18 protein-coding genes and 1 tRNA gene are annotated in these 21,156 nt (G+C 42.2%); 8 read left to right on the top strand and 11 right to left on the bottom strand.

Annotation, left to right across the window (positions count from 1 at the left end; translation table 11 throughout):
- Positions 1–177: 177 nt before the first annotated feature.
- Positions 178–1,641, top strand: coding sequence for an SEL1-like repeat protein (locus tag OQE68_RS08895; RefSeq protein ID WP_180571910.1), 1,464 nt, complete (start codon positions 178–180; stop codon positions 1,639–1,641).
- A gap of 100 nt (positions 1,642–1,741) precedes the next feature.
- On the opposite strand, the gene OQE68_RS08900 is transcribed toward OQE68_RS08895, so the two are convergent.
- From OQE68_RS08900 to OQE68_RS08940, 9 genes are all read right to left on the bottom strand, one after another.
- Positions 1,742–1,817, bottom strand: a tRNA-Lys gene (locus OQE68_RS08900).
- Positions 1,818–1,918: 101 nt separating this feature from the next.
- Positions 1,919–2,836, bottom strand: a complete 918-nt coding sequence (locus tag OQE68_RS08905; protein ID WP_180569342.1) for a ChaN family lipoprotein — start codon at positions 2,834–2,836, stop codon at positions 1,919–1,921.
- Positions 2,837–3,032: 196 nt separating this feature from the next.
- Positions 3,033–3,818, bottom strand: a complete 786-nt coding sequence (locus OQE68_RS08910) for a heme ABC transporter ATP-binding protein (protein WP_219340077.1) — start codon at positions 3,816–3,818, stop codon at positions 3,033–3,035.
- An 11-nt stretch (positions 3,819–3,829) separates the two neighbouring features.
- Positions 3,830–4,876 (bottom strand): FecCD family ABC transporter permease, encoded by a 1,047-nt coding sequence (locus OQE68_RS08915; protein WP_180569341.1) that lies wholly within the window; start codon positions 4,874–4,876, stop codon positions 3,830–3,832.
- 49 nt (positions 4,877–4,925) lie between these two features.
- Positions 4,926–5,795, bottom strand: coding sequence for a heme/hemin ABC transporter substrate-binding protein (locus OQE68_RS08920; protein ID WP_180569340.1), 870 nt, complete (start codon positions 5,793–5,795; stop codon positions 4,926–4,928).
- A complete protein-coding gene (locus OQE68_RS08925; protein ID WP_180569339.1) occupies positions 5,795–6,217 on the bottom strand; it encodes an ExbD/TolR family protein in 423 nt (140 codons plus the stop codon). The genes OQE68_RS08920 and OQE68_RS08925 overlap by 1 nt, the downstream gene beginning before the upstream one ends.
- On the bottom strand, positions 6,214–6,885 hold the full coding sequence (locus OQE68_RS08930) for a MotA/TolQ/ExbB proton channel family protein (RefSeq protein ID WP_180569338.1): 672 nt from the start codon (positions 6,883–6,885) through the stop codon (positions 6,214–6,216). The genes OQE68_RS08925 and OQE68_RS08930 overlap by 4 nt, the downstream gene beginning before the upstream one ends.
- Before the next feature lie 13 nt (positions 6,886–6,898).
- On the bottom strand, positions 6,899–7,681 hold the full coding sequence (locus tag OQE68_RS08935) for an energy transducer TonB (RefSeq protein ID WP_180569337.1): 783 nt from the start codon (positions 7,679–7,681) through the stop codon (positions 6,899–6,901).
- Between the two features lie 236 nt (positions 7,682–7,917).
- On the bottom strand, positions 7,918–9,903 hold the full coding sequence (locus OQE68_RS08940) for a TonB-dependent hemoglobin/transferrin/lactoferrin family receptor (RefSeq protein ID WP_180569336.1): 1,986 nt from the start codon (positions 9,901–9,903) through the stop codon (positions 7,918–7,920).
- A 382-nt stretch (positions 9,904–10,285) separates the two neighbouring features.
- On the opposite strand from OQE68_RS08940, the gene OQE68_RS08945 reads away from it, so the two are divergent.
- Positions 10,286–10,609 (top strand): Rieske (2Fe-2S) protein, encoded by a 324-nt coding sequence (locus tag OQE68_RS08945; protein ID WP_180569335.1) that lies wholly within the window; start codon positions 10,286–10,288, stop codon positions 10,607–10,609.
- Here the strand turns inward: OQE68_RS08945 and sfsA are convergent.
- Positions 10,599–11,342, bottom strand: a complete 744-nt coding sequence (gene sfsA, locus OQE68_RS08950) for a DNA/RNA nuclease SfsA (protein ID WP_180569334.1) — start codon at positions 11,340–11,342, stop codon at positions 10,599–10,601. The genes OQE68_RS08945 and sfsA overlap by 11 nt on opposite strands.
- Positions 11,343–11,638: 296 nt before the next feature.
- Between sfsA and dksA the strand changes: the two genes are divergently transcribed.
- Together dksA and gluQRS are read left to right on the top strand one after the other, a co-directional pair.
- Complete coding sequence (dksA, locus tag OQE68_RS08955; protein ID WP_180569333.1) at positions 11,639–12,082, top strand: RNA polymerase-binding protein DksA; 444 nt, start codon at positions 11,639–11,641, stop codon at positions 12,080–12,082.
- A gap of 77 nt (positions 12,083–12,159) precedes the next feature.
- A complete protein-coding gene (gluQRS, locus tag OQE68_RS08960) occupies positions 12,160–13,065 on the top strand; it encodes a tRNA glutamyl-Q(34) synthetase GluQRS (protein WP_180569332.1) in 906 nt (301 codons plus the stop codon).
- On the opposite strand, the gene OQE68_RS08965 is transcribed toward gluQRS, so the two are convergent.
- On the bottom strand, positions 13,062–15,188 hold the full coding sequence (locus OQE68_RS08965) for a flagellin N-terminal helical domain-containing protein (protein ID WP_180569331.1): 2,127 nt from the start codon (positions 15,186–15,188) through the stop codon (positions 13,062–13,064). The two genes, gluQRS and OQE68_RS08965, sit on opposite strands and share 4 nt — an antisense overlap.
- A gap of 168 nt (positions 15,189–15,356) precedes the next feature.
- On the opposite strand from OQE68_RS08965, the gene OQE68_RS08970 reads away from it, so the two are divergent.
- The 4 genes from OQE68_RS08970 (at position 15,357) to OQE68_RS08985 (ending at position 21,085) form a co-directional block, all read left to right on the top strand.
- Positions 15,357–15,824, top strand: coding sequence for a helix-turn-helix domain-containing protein (locus OQE68_RS08970; RefSeq protein ID WP_180569330.1), 468 nt, complete (start codon positions 15,357–15,359; stop codon positions 15,822–15,824).
- Between the two features lie 312 nt (positions 15,825–16,136).
- Complete coding sequence (locus OQE68_RS08975) at positions 16,137–17,675, top strand: hypothetical protein (protein ID WP_180569329.1); 1,539 nt, start codon at positions 16,137–16,139, stop codon at positions 17,673–17,675.
- Positions 17,676–17,895: 220 nt separating this feature from the next.
- Entirely contained in the window at positions 17,896–20,616 is a 2,721-nt protein-coding gene (locus OQE68_RS08980) for an RHS repeat protein (RefSeq protein WP_180569328.1), read from the top strand.
- A 22-nt stretch (positions 20,617–20,638) separates the two neighbouring features.
- Positions 20,639–21,085 (top strand): type II secretion system protein GspG, encoded by a 447-nt coding sequence (locus tag OQE68_RS08985; RefSeq protein ID WP_180569327.1) that lies wholly within the window; start codon positions 20,639–20,641, stop codon positions 21,083–21,085.
- Positions 21,086–21,156: the final 71 nt, after the last annotated feature.

Raw genomic sequence — 21,156 nt, forward strand, 5'->3', positions numbered from 1 at the left:
TTTATAATGAATATTCACATAGGTGCATTAATTTCTTAATCAAATGCTTAATTTCACTGAAATAAATCAAATCTACTGATATGTTTAAAATAGGTTAAATAATAAACAAGTCGTCTGTTTTTGTAGTGTGACTTTTTTAGTTATATCTTATGTCGCTATTTAGCTAGCAGGGCACCAATGATAAACACCAAAAAGGGAACTAGTCGTCTTTTTATAGGCTTATTTACATTAAGTCTGGCGGGACATGTAGCTGCTAGCTCCAGTTCGCTTACCAAACTGAACCAGTCTGTCTCGACAATTAGCCAACAGAAGCAGTCTACACAGCACATCAAACAAGTTTCACAAATAAAACCCGTTCACAAAAAATCTCTTGGCTTTGTGTACTATCTAATTGGCCAGTTTTATCAAGCTGACCAGCACCCTCAAACAGCCTGCGATTGGTTTCAAAAGTCAGCCGAACTGGCAGCACTAGAAGGGCAGTATGAATCTGCCCGCTGTATTGCTCCACACAATACGGCAAAAGCGGTATCAATGCTTAGGCAGTCAGCTCAACAAGGCTTGGCTGAAAGCCAGGTTTTATTAGGTGAGTGGTATTGGTTCGGCAATATACTACAAAAAGATTATAACCAAGCCCTTTACTGGTTTAATCAAGCAGCTGCTAAAAAATACCCCAAGGCGATAAATAACCTAGGCATGATGCACCAGCTTGGCCAAGGCGTTGATAAAAATCTGACACAAGCCCTTAGCTATTATCAGACTGCAGCTCAATTAGGTCATGCTGCAGCCGAAAATAACCTAGGTTATATGTACGCAACTGGCCTTGGTGTAAAGCAAGATAAAACAGTTGCAGCACAATGGTATAAAAAAGCAGCCAAAAAAGATCATCCTGCCGCCTTAAATAACCTAGCCAAAGCTTACTTAATCGGCGATGGTGTAGCCCAAAATCCTAAAAAAGCTACATATTGGTATCAACGTGCCATTAAAAAAGGCAACAAGTATGCACAATACCGCCTTGGTATTTTGCTGATACAAGGCGAAAAAGTACCCAAAGACAGCAAACGTGGTATTTACCTAGTCAGCCAGGCGGCACTACAAAATCACGTCAATGCCCAGTTAGTATTAGGCTCTTATTATCAACAATTTGAAGACCAACACAGCCAGTCACTTTACTGGTTTGAGCAAGCAGCCAAGCAAGGAAGTAAAATTGCCATGGTTAGAGCAGCAGAGCTAATGCTAGAACCTGAAAGTAGATTATTTAACCAAGACCAAGCAGTGTTATGGTTAAAAGAGGCTGCTTATAAAGGTGACGCTAGCGCTTATAAGCAGCTGAGCGATGTTTTTCTGAGTAATCAAAGCCAGCTATTCAATTTACATGAAGGTGTATTCTGGCTGAGCCATGCTGCCAATAATGGAGATAGGATTGCCCAATGGCAGCTTGGTATGCATTATGAGCTGGGTAATGGAATTGCGAAGGATCAAACTAGGGCTGCCATGTGGTATTGGGAAGCAGCCAAGCAAGGAGTGAAAACAGCTCAGCTAAAACTCGCAGAAATGTACCAGCAAGGCCGAGGGGTAAGTCACAATCAGCAGTTAGCTAATTACTGGTATAACCACGCTTCTGAACAAGCTTCCATCAACTAGCATTTACACAAAGTTAGTACCGAATAAACTTAGGTTAAGCTGTGAATACAAAAAGGTGTTGACCAGGCGTAATTTAGAATAAAACAAGATGGGAGAAAAATGGTGGGTCGTGCTGGACTCGAACCAGCGACCAATTGGTTAAAAGCCAACTGCTCTACCAACTGAGCTAACGACCCTTGATGGGCGCGCTATATTACTAAACTTTTAAAAAATTACAACCCCTATCTTTCACTCTCTTTTATCCTATGTGGAGAGAATAAGTTTTTTAACAATGAGGTTAGCCACAGTCAGGACGATTAGTATCTGCTTTTGGCGTGCGCCATAGCCAGTCTCCCCACGGTTCTACTCCTTTATACCAAGGTGCACTTGTACTCCGTTTATTATTGCTGACCTCTGGCAGCTGCTCTTCATTTGCTTCAATAAATATTACACTAGCCACGTTTACATTTGGGGCAAGCCACTGAACAAATTGGGGGGAGCCTACGTCTTTCCTGGCATGAAATGAGCCAGTGATTATTACTTTCACTCCACTTTTCATACCATCGCTGAGTTTAACAGCCTCTTCAGCCAGCTTCTTATCTCGAGCTTGTTGAATATTCACCATTGCAACCAAAGACTTCTGATCTATTTTATTGCAGTGAGCTTCTTCTATTCTCTTCGCTAAGGGTTCTCTAATAGCACCAATGTACGGGCCTTCTGCTTTAGGCTTAGTAGAACTGTGATATAACGCCATTATTTGCTTCCTGGTAATATTACCCGCCTTGAGTGGTATATTATTTTTAATAGCCAGCCACATCATTGGCCCATAAAAATCCCACTGCCAGCCTTTTATCTGTTGCCACTCTAACCAGTTATATAGTTCTGTTTGTGAATTGACTTTGCCATAAGCCCCATCGATTTTTGCTTGCTGATCAGAGTTAAGCATTTCCATTACCACTCCGGCCAACTCCCCTTTTGCCTGCAAATACTCAAGTATGGCTAACTGATGCTGATGATGAACGGGGTTATCATGCGCTTCACCTAAATACAAAACATCAACTTCAGGCAGTTTTTTTAATAGGTCTGCTTCTGTAATCAGCTGTGAATTTTGTTGTTGCCAAATAGGCTTTTCAGATTGCTTTTCGACAGTTGCCGCACAGCCAGAAATGACACTATAAAAGCAAAATAACCAAGACAATTTTAGTAGTTTACTCACTATCAAAACCCTTCTATATAGCTAGCAAACTGCGAATATGCTAAGGCTAGATGGATGATACAGAGTCTTATGAGACATGAATGCCGATTAGAGCATCCAGGGGTGGATTTACTGCGTGCTCTGTATCGTTCATGTAGCCTTACACACAGTTTCCACAGTTATCCCATTCAAACACTAATCTTATAATACTTCCTCTTTACCCCAACAACACAACAGGTACTTGATAAGTAGGGTGGTTAATTATTTGGCTCTCAATATCAAAAACTTCTTTAATTAAGCCTGGCTTTAATACTTCTGGCGGTTCGCCTAGAACAACTTGTTTGCCTTCTTTTATCACCATTATCTTGTCAGCATAGCGGGCTGCTAAATTAAAATCATGAAGAATCACCAATACTGCCGTATTACTTGCAGTTAATTGCCTGGCTAGCTGGAGTGTTAAATGTTGGTGGGAGGGATCTAGTGCAGAGGTCGGTTCATCTAACAACAGCAATCTAGGAGCTTGCTGATTATCGGTAGTGATTTGTGCAATCACTCTGGCTAAATGAATCCGCTGTTTTTCCCCACCCGATAGCGACGTATAAATACGGTCGCACAAATGCCAAGCATCAACCTGTTCCATAGCCTGCTGAATAATCTCAGCATCTTTGTCTTTGCCTGTTGCCCAGGGAATTCGTCCCATCGAGACCACTTCATAACAACTAAAAGCAAAACTCAAAGCAGAACTTTGTGGTAAAACCCCTATTTGAGTGGCTCTCAGATTATCTGAAATTGCAGATAAAGGCTGTTGATTAATTAATACCTGTCCAGTTGCTGGCAAGCGCTCTCCAGTAAGCGCTGAAAATAAAGTACTTTTACCTGCCCCATTAGGCCCCAGCACTGCCAGCACTTCACCAGGCATCACTTCAAAAGTAATATTTTCAATAATGGTTTTGTTCTGGATATTAACCGACAGATTTTGTACTTCTAGCATAGGGTTTTTCATTGATTTACTTGCTATCCACTGATTGTCTGTCGTTTTTGTAGTAGTAAAAACATAAAGAATGGCGCACCAATCAGAGCAGTCACAATCCCTATGGGTAATTCAGCAGGCGAGATAATTATGCGTGCACACAAGTCAGCTAAAACCATTAACATTGCTCCTAGCAATGCTGCAGCAGGCAATAGAAAACGATGATCGGGCCCAACAATAAGCCGAATTAAATGGGGAACAACCAGCCCAACAAAACCAATCATCCCTGCAAAAGCCACTGCAACGCCTACTAACACTGCGGTTACGATAATTAGCCATTTTTTGGCTTTATCAACATTAACCCCTAAGTGTCGTGCTTCAGAGTCACCTAACAATAAAGCATTAAGTGTATTGGCATAGCGTGGTAGAACTAAAACAACAGCGGCAACCACTAAAGCCATAGTGCCTACATTCAGCCAACTAGCGGCACCTAAACTGCCCATTTGCCAGAAAATAATACTTCTGAGCTGATTATCGTCTGCCAGATAATTAATCAGCCCTATTCCTGCCATGGCAAACGCATTAATAGCAATGCCCGCTAATAGCATCGTGGCGACGGAAGTGCCGTATGGGCTGGTGCCAATTTTAAAAACCAACCAAGTTGCAGCCAAACCACCTAAAAATGCAGCCATTGTTGTCGCCCAGTGGGCATAACCTGCAGGCCAAGCACTTTCAAATAAAATAGCCGATGCAGCACCTACTGCAGCTCCACTGGAGACACCTATAATGGCAGGGTCAGCTAATGGGTTTCGAAATAAACCTTGCATTAATGCCCCACTCACTGCCAGTGCAGCACCAATTAATGAGGCAAGTAAAACTCTGGGAGTACGAATGGACTCAATAATTAGTTGGTTTTGGGAGAAGCCATCACTTGTCGAAGTTAAGGAAAAACCTAAATTATTGAAAATAGCAGCAACCACATCAGCTAGATCAATCGACACAGCACCATTAGCAATTCCCAACAACAAGCAAATGGGGAGCCCCACTGCCAGAACAACAATCACTGACAGCGCTTTTTGAGATCGTTTCATAAGAGGCAGAAGAAAACCCAGTTATACCATATCAAACACTAAATTAGATTTATGGAACTTTAACAATTGCAGAATGTAAATCAGGGTATGCTTCAGCTGCTAATTTTTGTGCAGCTTCAACAACTCTAGGCCCAACACCGCCTACCAATAAACTACTATCTACAGTAATCACTCGGTTATTTTTTGCCGCTGGAGTTTGTATTAAACCTGGCTGCTGCGCAATTAATGTAGCCAGACTACTACTGTTTTTAAACATATGATCAGGCACTATGATCACTTCAGGTGCCATTGCTATCAAGCTTTCGCTAGCCAGTTGTCGATAACCTTTAACTGACGTCGCAGCTGGATTTAATATGCCTGCTAATGCCATTAACGTGTTAGCAGAAGTACCTGTTCCCGCAACCATTGGGGAACGACCGCCCGGCTGAACCAAAAAAACTCCCTTCAAAGGCTTTTTAACAGCTTTTAATTGCTTAGCCAGCTGCTGCTGATTAGCTCTAATGCCAGCAAGTAATGCCTGCCCTTGAGGCTCTTTACTCACCAGTTTGGCAACTTCAGTTATTCGCTTCTCTAGTGCTGTTATGGTTACAGCAGTAGGCAGTTGTTGCACATTAATGTTTAAAGACTGCAACTGCTGGATAACATTCGGCGGCCCCATTTCAGCAGAGCCTAGCAATAGAGTAGGCTTAAGACTAATTACACCTTCTAACGACAAACTACGATGGTAGCCTATTTTCGGTAGTTTACTGGCAGACTCGGGATATATACTACTAGTGTCCACTGCCACCAGTTGACCTCCCACACCTAGTGCATAAAGTAGCTCTGTCATTGCGCCACCAGCTGAAATAATGCGCTGCTGAGCTTGAAGCAATGTAGACAGTACAACCCCTAGAATTAAAGCGGATAATTTTGCTTTCATTATTCTCTCTGCATAATAATGTCAGCCACCGCAATTTCATTTTCCTGCAAATAGGCTAACAGTTTTAAGAGCTGCTCAGCCTGAGCTTGTTTATCTGCAGCCACCGTGACTTTATCCAGTTTGTTTTGCTGTAACTTTCCATCAAGCACTTTGGTTAATTCATCCCACTCAGTAAAAGTGGCAGACTCAATTTGCCAGCCAGTGCCGTCTTTAAGTACTGCTATTTCGATAGGGTTTGGCTTTTTCTGGGGCTCTAGTGATTCAGAGGCAGCTGCTGGTAAATCAATGGGTAGCAATAACTGAGCGCTGTTTGCAGTAAGGAGAAAAAACACCAGAACAATGAACAATACATCTAATAGTGATGTTAAATCCGGTAAAAATGAGCCAGATGACTGGTCATCTTCATTGGAAAACTGAATCATGCTACAGCCTTTAAATTCTGGTCTGAATTGCTTTCAAGGCTGCCTTCATCATGCTCCTTCACCATCATCTGGCAATGAAACGCATTGAGCCAATGCTGAAGCCGCTGGCAATAACTATTGCTCCAAATATAAAACAGTTGTGCTCCCACAATCGCAGGCACGGCAATAACCAAGCCAAATGCAGTGGTATACATCGCCTGCCATAAGCCATCCGCAAGAATATTGGGAGTCACCGGGCCTTGATGTTGAGCAACACCTTTAAACATCACAATCATGCCTAAAATCGTACCTAACAAGCCTAGTAAAGGGCTGATCATGCCTATGAGTTGTAATAGCTTTAAGCGAGCAGTGTTAGTTTGATGTTGCTTTGCCAACCAGCAAGATAGCTGCTGCTCTCTTACAACGTTTTTACCCTGGTACTCACTTAACAGCTTAATACCGACGGCAATACCACGCTGCTTTTTTTGCAGCCAAGCAGGCTGTTCAACCACATTATTTTTCCAGCGACTAAGCAACACAGATAATTTGCTGTCTGGAATGAGTGGTAACAGTAAAAAATAACAAAGCCGCTCTAAAATCAAAGCGATCATTAGCAGTGAACAAAAGGCCAGTGGATATAACATCCAGCCCATGGCATTTAGGGCTTGTTGTAAATAATCAATATTCATAAATTAGCCATTATTAATTGAGTTTAAAAACTACTGACTGGATGACTGTAGACTCAACTGGCTTACCTGCTAGCAACATGGGAGAGCATTGTGTTCTCTTTACCATTTTGAGTGCTTCCCTATCTAACACCGGATAACCAGAGCTTTTCTGAATTGAAATACTTTCCTTGCCACCCCTTTCATCTAACTCCACTTTTACTAATACCTCTCCTTGCTGATTACGACGTTTTGCTCTAGAAGGGTAATTAAGTTCAGTCTGAGAGCAACGAGGCTTTGCTTGAGCATTCTTATGACTAGAACCCAGCGATTTTTTTGCCACCACAGGTGTAGCACTTGCCACTTGAGTTTGCTTTTCTGGCTTTTTAATTGGCTTTTCAGTTTTTTTCGCAACCACAGGCTTTGGTGTTTTTGGTTTAGGCTTCGCTTTTACTACCTTTTTAACCGGTGGCTTTTTGACTGGCTTTGGTTTGACTACCTTAGCTATTTTAGGCTTTGGCTTAACTGGTTTTTTCTTAACTATTTTCTTAGCTGGTTTTTTTTTGGTAACAGGCTTAGGGGTAGGTTTTGGCTCAACTTTGGCTACTTCTTGCTTAGGTTCTAGCTGTTTTTCCTCAACAGGCTTTGCCTGAGTAGGCTCCACTACCCGCTGTTTAAAAGTGACATGCTGAAGTTTAAGAGGTGAACTTAACGCAGCCATTGCCTTCGGCGTTACTTCTGGTTGTTGCTGAAGGAACAACCAAAGCCAACCATGCAATAGAACAGACACACTTATGAATAACAGCAACAACCGGCTCATAACCAACTTTATCAAAATCAACTTAATGATAATGATTATTAACTACAAGAAACCGCAAATCAATAGTGGACCCTCATGTGGGTTCACGTTATTTATGGAATAACTACCAGTGCTTAAGTAGGGGATAGATGAACAATACAGAACCTTATGAGGCAAGGATGCCGATTAGAGCATCCAGGGAGGGACTTGATGCGTGTTCTGTATTGTTTATGTAGCCCCTTACAGGAAGCTCTTTCTTAAAACTTATAACTCACCGCTACTTTGGCATTAATCCCTGATTCATCCAACTGTGAGAATGCAGTTCGATAATGGCGATCAGTAACGTTATCTATACCAAAGTCTACCCGTAGCCCTTCTAGTTTTTTCTGACTAGGCTCCCAACTGACATAAATATCAGTTACCGTATAACCATCATAATTAGACTGAGGGTTACCCACAGGCACTCGATCTTGATTCTTGGCATGAGTCACTCTTACCCCTGCAGTAACATCACCCTGCATAAAGTAACGCTCTAACCCAACCACCGTTTTATCGGCAGGAATATTCTGTAAATATTGGCCACTGTCTTTGTCTTTACCGCGAGTACGACCATAGGAAAAATTAACCCCATAATCACCTGTCTTATATTGTGAATCAAACTCATAGCCTTTTAGTTCAGCATCGCGAACATTGACATAAGTAGTGGTAAACCTTTCAACATCCTGCTCAATGTAGTTATCCACATCATTTTTAAAATAAGTCAGACGCATACTTAAAATATCGCCCTGACTGAGCAGATCATTAAATTTAAAGCGGGTACTAAGCTCTTTATTTTTGGCTTCTTCAGGCTTCAAGTTAGGGTTTGGCACAAAGACATTGCCATAGAAGTGGGTACCAGAAACATACAACTCTTGTAGGCTTGGTGCCCTAAAAGCCTCATCATAAAGTGCATGAAGGGTTAACCACTCAAATGGGTTATAGCTAATTGCCAGTGACTTAGATAACTCATTTTCAGTTTGATCTTTACCCACTGAACTGTCGTCTGGTCTGTTATCAAACTGATCAAAACGAAGACCTGGCTGTATCGTCCAGTAGTCACCCAAAGGAATGGCTAGCTTGGTAAATACGCCCCATACCGTGCTCCGTCCATCAGTAAATTCAGGCCGGTCTGCTCCGTTTCGCTTACCTTCAACTCGATCCTGGTAATAGTCCAAGCCATATGTCCAATCTACCCAGCTAAGCTCCGAGGTATTGACTAGCGAAAGGCCCGTCGTGCTATAACGAATCGAGTCGTGTCTTGGTGCACCCGTTTTCTTAAATTCATTTAGCTTAGTGTAATTATGATAAAGGGTGGCATTTACATTTACCCAGTCGTTATTTTCTGGGTTTAACTCATAACCAACCACCCAGTTATTTTGCTCGGTTTTACGATTGATTAATGGATTAGACCGCGCTGAAACATTAGTAGAGGGATTGGATGGCACATTCTCATCAATATGGTTCATATGATAAGTAAACTTCAGCATTTCATCTTCAGCTAAATGCCAGCGCCATTTAGCTAGCCCACCCTTATGCCGAGACGCAGAATTTTCTAACTCTTTTCCACTGCCCAGCCTTAACTCATTACTATCTGTATAAAAGGTGCTTAGCAAATAATCGGTATTGCCTAAACGACCAGCCAGTGTCGTATTGTTGCGATTATCATGATCCGCTTTTTGATAACCCTGCTTAACCTTTACTGCAACGTTTTCATCAGGATTAAGAATGTCGTCAGCATCAATGGTTGTCAGACCAATAGCTCCGCCAATTGCACCACTACCCCACAGTGAACCTGATGCACCTTTAACTACCTCTACTGACTTCAATAATTCCGGTTCAATAAAAAATAACCCACGGTGAGCACCGTCACTGAAATTTTGCCGAGCACCATCAATCACTTGAACAATTCTGCGCTCATCTAAACCACGAATATTCACTCGCTGGGAAGCTTTTCTTGGCCCAGCTGACACTTGTACATTCGACAAGTGCTTTACAGTATCCGCAATACTATCCGGCTGCTGTAGTGAAATAGACTCACTATCAACCTGATCTACTGATTTAGGCTCTTTTTGAGTAGTTGTTTCTGAGCGTGTGGCGGTTACCACTACCTCATCAAATGTGACTTTTTGACTGGCCCAACTAGAAACGCTAACAGCTAATGCACTGGCTAAAGCAGTGAGCTGCCAATATGGCTGCTCTGTCATTGGAATATCCCCCCAGATATTGGAGGTTGTCACCAAAATCTAGTATCCGGTATGAAGAAGTAACAAGCTATTCCTCGCCGCTCTAAAAGGCCATCCCTAGCCTTTAGAGCTAAAGCTGTTCCCGACAGTAGCGATTGAATATCCTGTTACCCCATACATCCTAGTTTTTACGACAACCCTTTTGAAAAGAAAGAAAAAACTCACTGAAGCAAATACTCCAGTGATTAAGCTAAGTGAGTAGTAGCACAATAAATGCAAATGATAATAATTATTATTTGCAAGTCAATAGCATAATTACCTAACTGCCATCCTTTGAGGTTTTAATAAGAAGTTTTAAAGTAGATATGAAGAAGCAGAGCAGCTGAAACTACTGGAAATTGATGTGATTAAACTGTGCCATATAGATGAAATAAAAGAAGGGGAAAGCCGAGGCTTTAAAAGTGGCGAGTACAATGTATTTGCAATTAAAAAGCAGGGTGAGATTTACCTTTACCACAACAGCTGCCCCCACCTGGGCATTAGCCTGGAATGGATGCCAGATCAGTTTTTAGATATAGAAGGCAGCTTAATTCAGTGTGCTACTCATGGTGCTTTGTTTTTAATCGAATCTGGCGAGTGCATCGCCGGTCCCTGCCAAGGCGAATGCTTGTTACCCTGCCCATTTTCAATCCAAGATGGGCAGATTTGTTTAAAGGTTATTGAGTAAGTCGCTCAATAACCGGTAGCGACTTTACCAGCTCAATTTGCTCTGCTGATAAATCTGCCTGATAGGCAATCACTTCAACACCTGCCTTGATAGCCTCTCTCAGTAGCTCACCATAAGTGGGATCAATAGCATCGGCTGGCGCCACTTTCTCAATGCCATGGTGTTGCACACAAAACAACAAAACAGCTCGATGCCCAGCCTCTACCATTTCCATCAGCTCACGGATATGCTTTGCACCACGAGCAGTCACTGCGTCAGGAAAGATACCCCAGCCATCACCAATGGCTAAAGTGACGTTTTTAACTTCTACATAGCAGTCCGCTAAACCCTCACCTTTTAACAAAAAGTCTATGCGGCTGTTCTCTTTCCCGTAGCGAACTTCTTTATTAATTTCGCTATAACCTTGTAATTCGGTTATCACGCCCTTATCTATAGCTTCCCTGACCAAATGATTCGCTCGGCCAGTGTTAATACCTGCCAAGTAATGGTCAACTTTGCCATCCTGATGAGTAATTGGGGTCTCTACAATTTCCCAGGTGTGAGGATACTTTCTCTTCGCTTGGTTAGAGGTAGAAAACCAAACTTTGCTACCTGGCTGGCAACAGTTTTTCATTGAGCCCGTATTGGGACAGTGAATGGTAATTTGCGAACCATCCGCTAGCTCAATATCGGCCAAAAAACGCTTATAGCGTTTTATGAGGACGCCTTGTTGGCAAGCTGGAGTGAACTTCAAGCTGATATCCCTATGATTGAATTCAATCAAATGTGTGCAGTCTAACGATAAATCGACCATACTAGTTAAGTTGGCAGCAGTTCACAACACTTGGTAATAAAGGAGCAGCTTTTTATCACTTTGATAATTTGGGAAGCACAGCTTCCGCAAATAAATCAGTAGCTTCCTTTTAAGCTATCTGGTAGTTTCACCGCTCCTAAAAGGAATTGATCCGGTTGGAGCGGGCAGATGAACCAAAGTGACATAGCCAGCTGCTGATCGATGGGAAAATTTCTTGAATGTGAGGCTGTAAAAATATGTCAGCACAAAATAAGACAGATACCGGCAACCTGTTAAAAAGCTTCACTCCTTACCAGGCGCAAGATGGTGAGGAATATATGAATGAGAAGCAGCTTGCCCACTTTGCAAGCATCTTGCAAACCTGGAAAACAGAGCTGATGGAAGAGGTTGACCGCACCGTCTCCCATATGAAAGACGAAGCAGCCAACTTTCCGGATCCTGCCGACCGCGCCAGCCAAGAAGAAGAATTTAGCCTTGAGCTAAGAACGCGTGACCGCGAACGCAAACTGATTAAAAAAATCGAAAAAACACTAGAGCGAATTGAAAGTGACGATTACGGCTTTTGTGATGCTTGTGGTGTAGAAATTGGCATTCGCCGGCTGGAAGCAAGACCAACCGCAACCCTGTGTATCGACTGTAAGACTCTGGCTGAAATTAAAGAGCGTCAAACAGGCATCTAAACTAAAACACTGCTAAAAAATACATAATATGCCATGGACTCCTTTTACCATGGCATAAATGCTCTGCTATCAAGTGAATGACTGCCCCGCAATATATTGGACGATTTGCCCCCTCTCCCACTGGCCCACTGCATTTTGGCTCGCTAGTCAGTGCTGTTGCCAGTTATCTTGACGCCAAAGCCAACCAAGGCCAATGGCAAGTTCGTATTGAAGATACCGACCCTCCCCGTGAACAACCTGGTGCCGCCAGTTTAATTTTAAAAGCCCTTGAGATATATGGCCTTTATTGGGATGGCCCTGTGGTTTATCAATCAAAGCGGAGCGAGCTATATCGCGCAGCCCTGACAAACTTACAGACAGAAGGCTTTAGTTTTTTTTGCACCTGTTCGCGCAGGCAGCTGACAGGCCAGTCGGTTTACCCTGGATACTGTCATGATAAAGCCTTAGAGCCGGATGATGATCACTCTATCAAAGTCAAAACAGCCAACCATAAAGTGATTTTTGATGACCTAGTTCAAGGGATTCAACAATGTCAGTTCGGTGTAGATGATGGCGACTTTGTCGTGTTTCGTAAGGATGGCTTATTTGCTTATCAACTCGCCGTAACCGTCGACGACCAAGAACAGGGAATTACTCATATTGTTAGAGGTTCTGACCTGCTGACATCCACCCCCAAGCAGTGCCTGCTACAGCAGTATTTAGGTTATCAAACCCCTTTCTATGCCCATCACCCTGTGATTAATAAAGAGGACGGTAGCAAGCTCAGTAAACAGACTTTTGCTAACCCACTACCACTAGACATGCCTGCTCCACAACTGCTACGCGCTTTGATTGCACTAGGGCACACCCCACCTAAAGCGCTAGCCAATAGCTCAGTAAATGAGATTATTGAGTGGGGAGTTCAGCACTGGCAACTACCAAAAGTGCCAAAGGCAATAGGAATACCTGAAGCGGCATTACAGGAAACATTTGGTCAGAGCTAAAACTCTAGCAGCTTTAGTGCTTGCTGAGATCTTAAGTTTGCCTGGGCTAATACGGAAATAGAGGCTTGTTGTAACAATTGGGTTTTCGCCAGATTGGCTGTTTCCAGTGCAAAGTCAGCATCCCTGATTCGAGACACTGCTGAAGTCAGGTTATCTCGCTGGCTTAGTAAATTATCCACATTTGCGACAAAACGGTTCTGTAAAGCACCCACTTGAGCCTGTTGAAACGCCAGCCGCTGCAAGCTGTTATCCACTGCAGTGAGCACCAGGTTAGCACCAGCCACGGTACTGATGCTGGCAAATTTGAGCGGAATGCTATCAGTCAAATCACCAAACTCTCCTACGCTAAAACCCGCATTATCTATCCCACCAGATGCAGTCGTTGAGCTTAAGGTGATTCTACCTGCCGATACCAGCTCAATAGCACTTAGGTGAGGGTTATTATTATTGATCACACTGGGGATTGGGGGCTCTACTATGGAAAAGCCAGCCTCAGCAATGTTGGCCGTTTGGTTTTCAAACACAATATTCCGCCCATCAGCGGCTTCGAGCCGAAATGAAGGGCCTATACTGCCTGCACCAAAGTGTGGGTCTACCACAAACTCCGCCACTACCCCAGTGGAACCAGTATGTTGATTGACTGAGCTAACCACTTTGCGAGCAATTTCTTCTGCGGTATCAGCCGCACTAAAATTAACCTCAACCGTTACCCCATTAATATCCACCGACTCTTGCCGGGTATTGCCAGGGGTAATGGTATAGCCTATAACCACATTTGGCAGTGCTCTAGCAACCACTCCCGTTTGATCACTTACTGCATTAATAGCTGCCGCTTTGGCAATAGCACTGGCACTTTTTGCTGTTGAAGAGGCACTGTCATCCAAGCTTGAAGAACCCCCAACTGATACACCGTTAATCACTAAATCACCTGCAGCCAAAACCACACTAGACACACGTCGACCAAGTGCCACACTATTGCTGCCACTGAAAGTGTCAGACCGTAGCCCAGTAATTAAATGGCTATCACGAAACCGTTGGTCCAGCTCAATCAGCCCACCGGTTTGAGAGACCAAAGTAAAAGTGCCTGAGTAAACTTGCGCCGCACCACTATTACCTACCCCCACAGCGGCAGAAATCCCTGAGAAATTATCATCATACTGAATGTTCCGGCCATCCGCGGCTACTAAAGAAATCCCTGTATTGGTATTACCTGTATCAACCGCTGCAACCTGAGTTAACCCTGAAGCTCCATTAATGGCATTCACTACTCCTTGTCGGTTCACATCAGCAGACTGAGCCGAATTAGTAGAAACATTGATGGCTACGCCGTTGATATTGATAGTGGTTGCCGCAACAGTCGCATTAGTGGCTACCGGGCCTGAATAGCCGACAGTATTAGCATTCACTCTGGCAGTCACATTAGTTAAGGTAGTTGCCCGGTTAATCGCAGCGGCTTTAGCAATAGCACTGAATTCTGGGTTAACCGTTGATAGCTTGTCATCCACACCTAGGGAATCGCCAATTTCAATTCCATTAATAATCACATCACCACGGGTAAGGGGGAAAATACTCCGGGTGCCTCTGGTCGAAGAAACCCCTGCAGTGAGCGAAGTGCCAAGGGAGGCTGTAGTGGTATTAGGAATACTTAGCTGAATAACCTCACCTAAATCCACCCCAGTCTGAAATACATGCCGATTAAAGCTACCATCAAACAACTTCTGGCCATTAAAGTTTGCATTAGAAGCGGCACTATCAACTTCTTTTATTAATTGCTGTGCTTCTTCATCTAACGCTTGGCGATCAACTTCATTGTTATTGCCATTAGCTGCTTGCAAAGCCAATTCTCTAATACGCTGCAAGCTCTCCGTAATAATACCTAACGTACCCTCAGCAGTTTGTAGCAATGAAATACCGTCATTGGCATTACGGACACTGGCAAAGGTGCTGGAAATCGTTGTATCAAGTTGAATGGTATTCGCAAACCCAGCCGCATTATCTCTTGCGCCATTAATCCGTAGACCTGAGCCTAATCGCTCAAGCGCCGTATCCTGCGCCCGCTGGTTTTGATTAAGATGCCGTTGCACCAGCAACGAAGTGAGGTTGGTATTTATAGACTGCACCATAATCCACCCACACTATCCGCCACCCCGGCAGATATGACAAAAACTTTAGGATTTTTTTAAGAATAGATGGTTTGGGGAGTGTCAGCACTTTTTGATTATCAGCTTTTTTTTATTTTGATTATTTCAGATATTTCAGTTAGGCTAAACTTGTTATAGGAGGCCCTAACAATGAGTGTGAAACCAATTCCAACCGCTAATAGTACAAAGAAAAAGCAAAAGCAGTTATTGAACTCTCTAGTTAAAGTCCGATACCAGATTAGCAACCCTCAGCCTATTAAGTTTGAACTAGGAGGAGAACAATTTGAGTTTGTTGACTCTGAGATCAGTCAATCGCTAGTCACAGTTATACAAGAGGCCGCACAGGTACTAGCTAAAAACCCCAAAGCAAAACTTCATGTTAAAGCCAGTCAATCAGACAACCCTCTAACCGCCCAAGAGGCTGCCAATATCATCGGAATGTCTAGGCCAATGGTGGTTAAAGCCATAAAAACCGGCGACTTACCTTATTTTATGGTAGGTAAGCACTATCGTATTCAAGAAAATGATGCTCTAGCATTTAAAGCACGTCTACGTCAGCAGACAAAGCACGCATTAGAAGAAATGGCCGATTTGGACAACGAGCTAGGCATAGAATGACGATTACTGCAGTATTTAAACTACAACAGTTAGCAAGCTTTATTGCTCAGCACAAAGAAGAGTAGGCCTAGCCCACCAACTTTCATTCTTAATTAGAAGCTCTAATCCTTTGCCTCCTACCTGATATTCAAAATGACCGAGCTAATCATTAAGGATACAAATTTTTACTTAACTCTCACTGCAATAAAAACAAGCCCAGTAAATTAAGCAAGCACATACACACCAGCAAATAAAGCCCATCACTTGTTGTATAACAATATCGCCAGATTATAATCGACGGCATTTTATTGGAGTGAAGCAAAAGGCAGTTGAATGCTAAATAATGTTGGAAAACCATATTTTTTGTTATTAATCGCTTGTTTTACAATCATGGTTAACCATGGGCAAGCAGAGTCAAGTGATCGTCCTTATTATGAGGTGGGAGTTTACGCTTGGTGTTTTGGCTATGATACAAGCTGGTATATTAACTTTTGTGCCAATAACCATGTTCCTAAATACCTAGCAAACTGTAAAAAAGAGAATGGTTCATGTTTTGTTGGAGGGAGTAACGGACGCTGCCCATCAGACAAGTCCGATTGCTCGGAACAAAATATTTATTACTCAAAGAGACTATGTGCAGATGGCCTAGAACCAAATAAAAATGGTTCTTGTGATAGACCCTCCCCACTGGAAAATGGTCAAGGTAATTGCACAAGACCATCTGGAGGAAATCCTATCATTGTATCGAATGGAAATAAGTTTCAATCATTTACAAATCAAATTGATAACGTACCTTTTACTATTTCATTCAATAGCTCAACAGGCAAAACATCACATAGCTTTGAATATAGATATAAAAAAATACATATAAATGCACAGGATACAACCTCCCCTGTTTATATTGATTTACACCGCCCTAGTGGTCTAGTTATTCGCTTAGTGAAACAAGGTGATAAGTGGACAAGCCCTGATCAAAATTTTGTCGCAGAGCAAGTTAATATAAAGTTAGAACCCAAAGATGGCTATATCCACAATGGTTACATAATAACCATGAAAATAGTTTCAAATGGCAATACAGAGTATTACTTTGATAATGGTTATATATATAAAATCCAGTCACGAGGTAATACGAAATACTTTTATCAACCTGATGGAACTTCAGATAAAGTGATTTTTTCAAGCACTCAATCTGAAAAACAAATAACTTTGCTACAGGGGAAAAACGGTATAACTTCAATAAAAGGAAAAAGTGGTCAAGAAATAAATTATAACTATGATGAGCAGGGAAGGCTTTCAGGTATTACCAATCAAAAAAGAAAATTAAAAGTCTTACATTATGAAAATGCAGATTTCCCCTACCACCTAACTGGCATCACCGATGAAAACGGCGTTCGCTTTGCTACTTGGACCTATGACAATCAAGGGCGTGCTATCAGCTCTGAACATGCTGGTGGCAAGGAAAAAATCACCCTGGAATTTCACGACAATAATTCCACCACTGTCACTAATCCACTAGGCAAGAAAACCACTTACCATTTCCAGCAATTTAATGGGGTAAATAAAGTGGTACGTGTTGAAGGTCATCAATCGACTAACTGTGCTGCGGCTAATAAAGAATATAGCTATTACCCCAATGGTCTGCTCAAGACTAAAACCGATTGGAAAGGTAATACCACTGAGTACAAATACAACGATCAGGGCTTACAGACTGAGAAGACAGAAGCTGCAGGTACACCGCAAGCGCGCACTATTACTACAGAGTGGGATATTGAGAAACGCTTACCTTTAAAAACCTCAGACGGTCAACTGGAGACCCTGTATCAGTACAACGATAAAGGACTGCTGATTAATAAAAAGCAGGTGAGTAAGTAGCTAATTAAGTCCAGCACCTGATATGGAATAACAGGATATTCCTCCTCCGCTCTTGAAGTGCCATCCTTGAGCCCATCAAGAGCTAAAGCGACATCCATGTCGCAGCTCCAGAATACCCTGTTACTCCATATCCATTAGCTTTGGTGCAATTTCAAAGCATTCTTTTCATTCATTTTAAGTTATTTAAATAAGATTCAACCTAAAACACGGCATTAGATGTATGAAATTTAATCGGATATTTTCTGCATTATTGGCAGCAGGGTTAGCATTTTCTGCTCAGGCCAATACTTCACTCGAACGGAAATGGCTGTATCAATATGACAACCAAGGCAACATCACACAGATAGACGGCCCTCGTACGGATGTGCAAGATATTTCTCACTATGAATATGATGAGAAAGGTAATTTAATTAAAACCATTAATGCCCTTGGCCATACCACTGAATTAAAAGACCACAATTATCGTGGAAGCCCTCAAACCCTGATTGATGCTAACGGCGTTGTTACCAAAATCACCTATAACCATGATGGCGCCGCAGAAACCTTTACGGTTAAAAGCAAATCAGGCGATATTACTACTCGCTTTGCTTACGACAATGTTGGGCAAGTCACTCAAATCACCTTGCCAAATAGCAGTGTCATTAAATATGAGTACAGCCCTGCTCGTTATTTAATGGCCATAGAAAATAGCTTAGGTGAGCGCATTGAGTATGAGTACGACAATGCAGGCAATAAAACCAAACAAACCGTTAAATCGGCTACTGGCGAAATTGTTAGCCAACAAAACTGGGTATATGATGAGTTAAGTCGGTTATTACGTAGTGTTGGTGCCAACGAGCAAACCACTCAGCATGAATATGATGTTAATGACAACCTGGTGGGCTTTACTAACCCTAATAACAACAAAACCACCCATGGCTTTGATGCCTTAAACCGTTTAACCCAAACGACTGATGCTTTAGAAGGTGTTACCCGCCTAGAGTACAACCAACAAGATCAAATTACTAAAGTGGTTGACCCTAAAGGCACGACTACTCAGTATGAGTATGATGTATTTGGCCGCTTAATTAAACGAGTCAGCCCCGATACAGGCACCACCACTTATGAATATGACTTGGCTGACAACATCACCAAACGTACCGATGCCCGTGGTGAAGTTACAGAATACACCTATGATGCACTGAATCGCCTCACGAAAAAAACGTATCCAAGCGCCTCCGAATTAACCATCGAATATTTATACGACGATACCAGTGATAATCATCCAGGTATTGGCAAGCTGACCGGAGTTAAAGATGCAAAAGGTGTAATTGCCTATCAATATGATGATCGCGGTAATATCGTTAACTTAAGCCGTACTATTGAAACAAGTAGTCAAAGCATTCAGCAAAGCATTGGTTATCAATACAACATTAACAACCAACTCACCCAAGTCACTTATCCCAGTCATTTAAAAGTTAATTACCAACGTAATAACGAAGGACAAATTACTGGTGTGACAGCCCAATGGGGAGCAGGTGAAACTGCACAAACCATCGAGCTAGCCAAAAATATTACCAATCAAGCCTTCGGCCCAATGACCTCACTCACATGGGGCAACGGCCTGACCTTAAACCGTCAATTCAATTTAGACAGCCAGCTAACTCAACAAACCATTGCTGGCTTACAACAGTTGAATTACAAATATGACCCTAATGGCAATATTACCGAAATAGCCAAAAGCGAAACCGAAAAAAGGGAATTTACCTATGATCCATTAGATCATCTTTTAAAAGAAGTTGATGGTTTCAAAACCACTGAGTATACCTATGATGCAGTAGGAAATCGGTTAAGTAAAAAAGAAAGATTAAGGGATATGCTAGGTTTGCAAGAGCAAACTTACGCAGAAAATAGCAACCGCATTGCTACAACATTTATGGGCCCTGTTCGCATAGATGCCGCAGGAAATACCACTGGTAATGGCCCTTTAAACTTTGAATATGCCGCTAATAATCGCTTAAGCAAAGTTAAAGAAATGGACTTTCTATTAGCCAGCTACCACTACAATGCAATCGGCGAACGAGTCCATAAAACCATTCATTATGGACCTGAACAACCCACCCACTGGATTTACACCTACAACGAAACGGGCCAAATTTTAGCGGAAACAAAATACAACAAACACTGGCGACAACAATTAACCCGCCAATATATTTGGTTAGGCAGCCTACCACTAGCCATGGTTGAGCAAACCGCTAACGGTAAAAGCTTAGCTGCACCACAAGTCACGTATTTACACAGCGATCACCTCAATACCCCAAGACTGGCCACAAACCAGCAGCAACAAACCGTATGGGCATGGGACTCTGATGCGTTTGGAGTAGGAGAAGCTAGTGAAGATGTGGATGGTAATGGTCAGAAGACAGTTGTTTCCTTACGTTTTCCAGGGCAACTAGCCGACGAAGAAAGCGGACTGTTTTACAACTACTTCCGGGATTATGACCCTACACTTGGGCGTTATATTGAGAGTGATCCGATTGGGTTAAAGGGAGGGTTAAATACGTATACGTATGTAAGTGGAAATCCGCTAATTTATAAAGATCCGCTGGGTTTAGCTCAAGTTTGCTGGAGCTATAATGGGAACTTTCCTCATAAGTATATTTGTGTTCAAAATAAATGTGCGGGTAACTGGCCTTGGGAGGAAGACAATCCTAATAGAAGTTGTCCTCAAGGTGGAATTACTCTTCCTGATAAGAAAGATGATGCATTGTTTTGCACGGAGGATAAAGGTGGGGATAGTGAGTGTGAAAAAAGTGCTTTTGATCAATGTGTTTTGGTGTATATAGGAACAGCTGGCCAGTGTTCTGCATATGATGCAATCACAAATAATTGTATTCATTGGGTAAATAATGTTAGGACAATATGCAAAAATAGAGCAAAACAGCAATGTTCAAAGAAATGATTGCTTCCTTGTGGATTAAAGAATGAAAAAAACGATTTTTAGAGTAAATGTTTTTTTTGTCGCTCTAATAGCTATTGGGCTGATTATTAAAACAGTAGTCAGCCCTAGTAAAAATGAGTTGGCGAAGATTAAAGTTGCTGAAATTGATATCCAGATAATAGTTGAGAAATTGTATGAGTATAAAAAACTGGAAGCATTACTACCAAAAGAAGATGGATGGTATTTGGCTCTTAAAAATAAAGAAGAGCTTGGCACTTTTTTAGAGCACATTGGCTTGGTTGACAATACTCCTGTAGATCCTTGGGGTAATAAGTACATATATCGCCGCTTAGAAAATGGATCAACTTATGAAGTAGTTAGTTTTGGTAGTGATGGAAAAGTTGGGGGGAGTGGAGCTAGTAAAGATATAAAAATTGTGCGTGATGCATCAAATAAACAGAGCTTTTCAAGCTCTGTGTCTCCTAGGTAAGCTTACGGAGCCAGTTGATCAGAAACTAAGCATAAGATTATACAGAAAAATTGGTTTTACCACATTAGCGT

Source organism: Spartinivicinus marinus, from assembly GCF_026309355.1.
Taxonomy (GTDB): domain Bacteria; phylum Pseudomonadota; class Gammaproteobacteria; order Pseudomonadales; family Zooshikellaceae; genus Spartinivicinus; species Spartinivicinus marinus.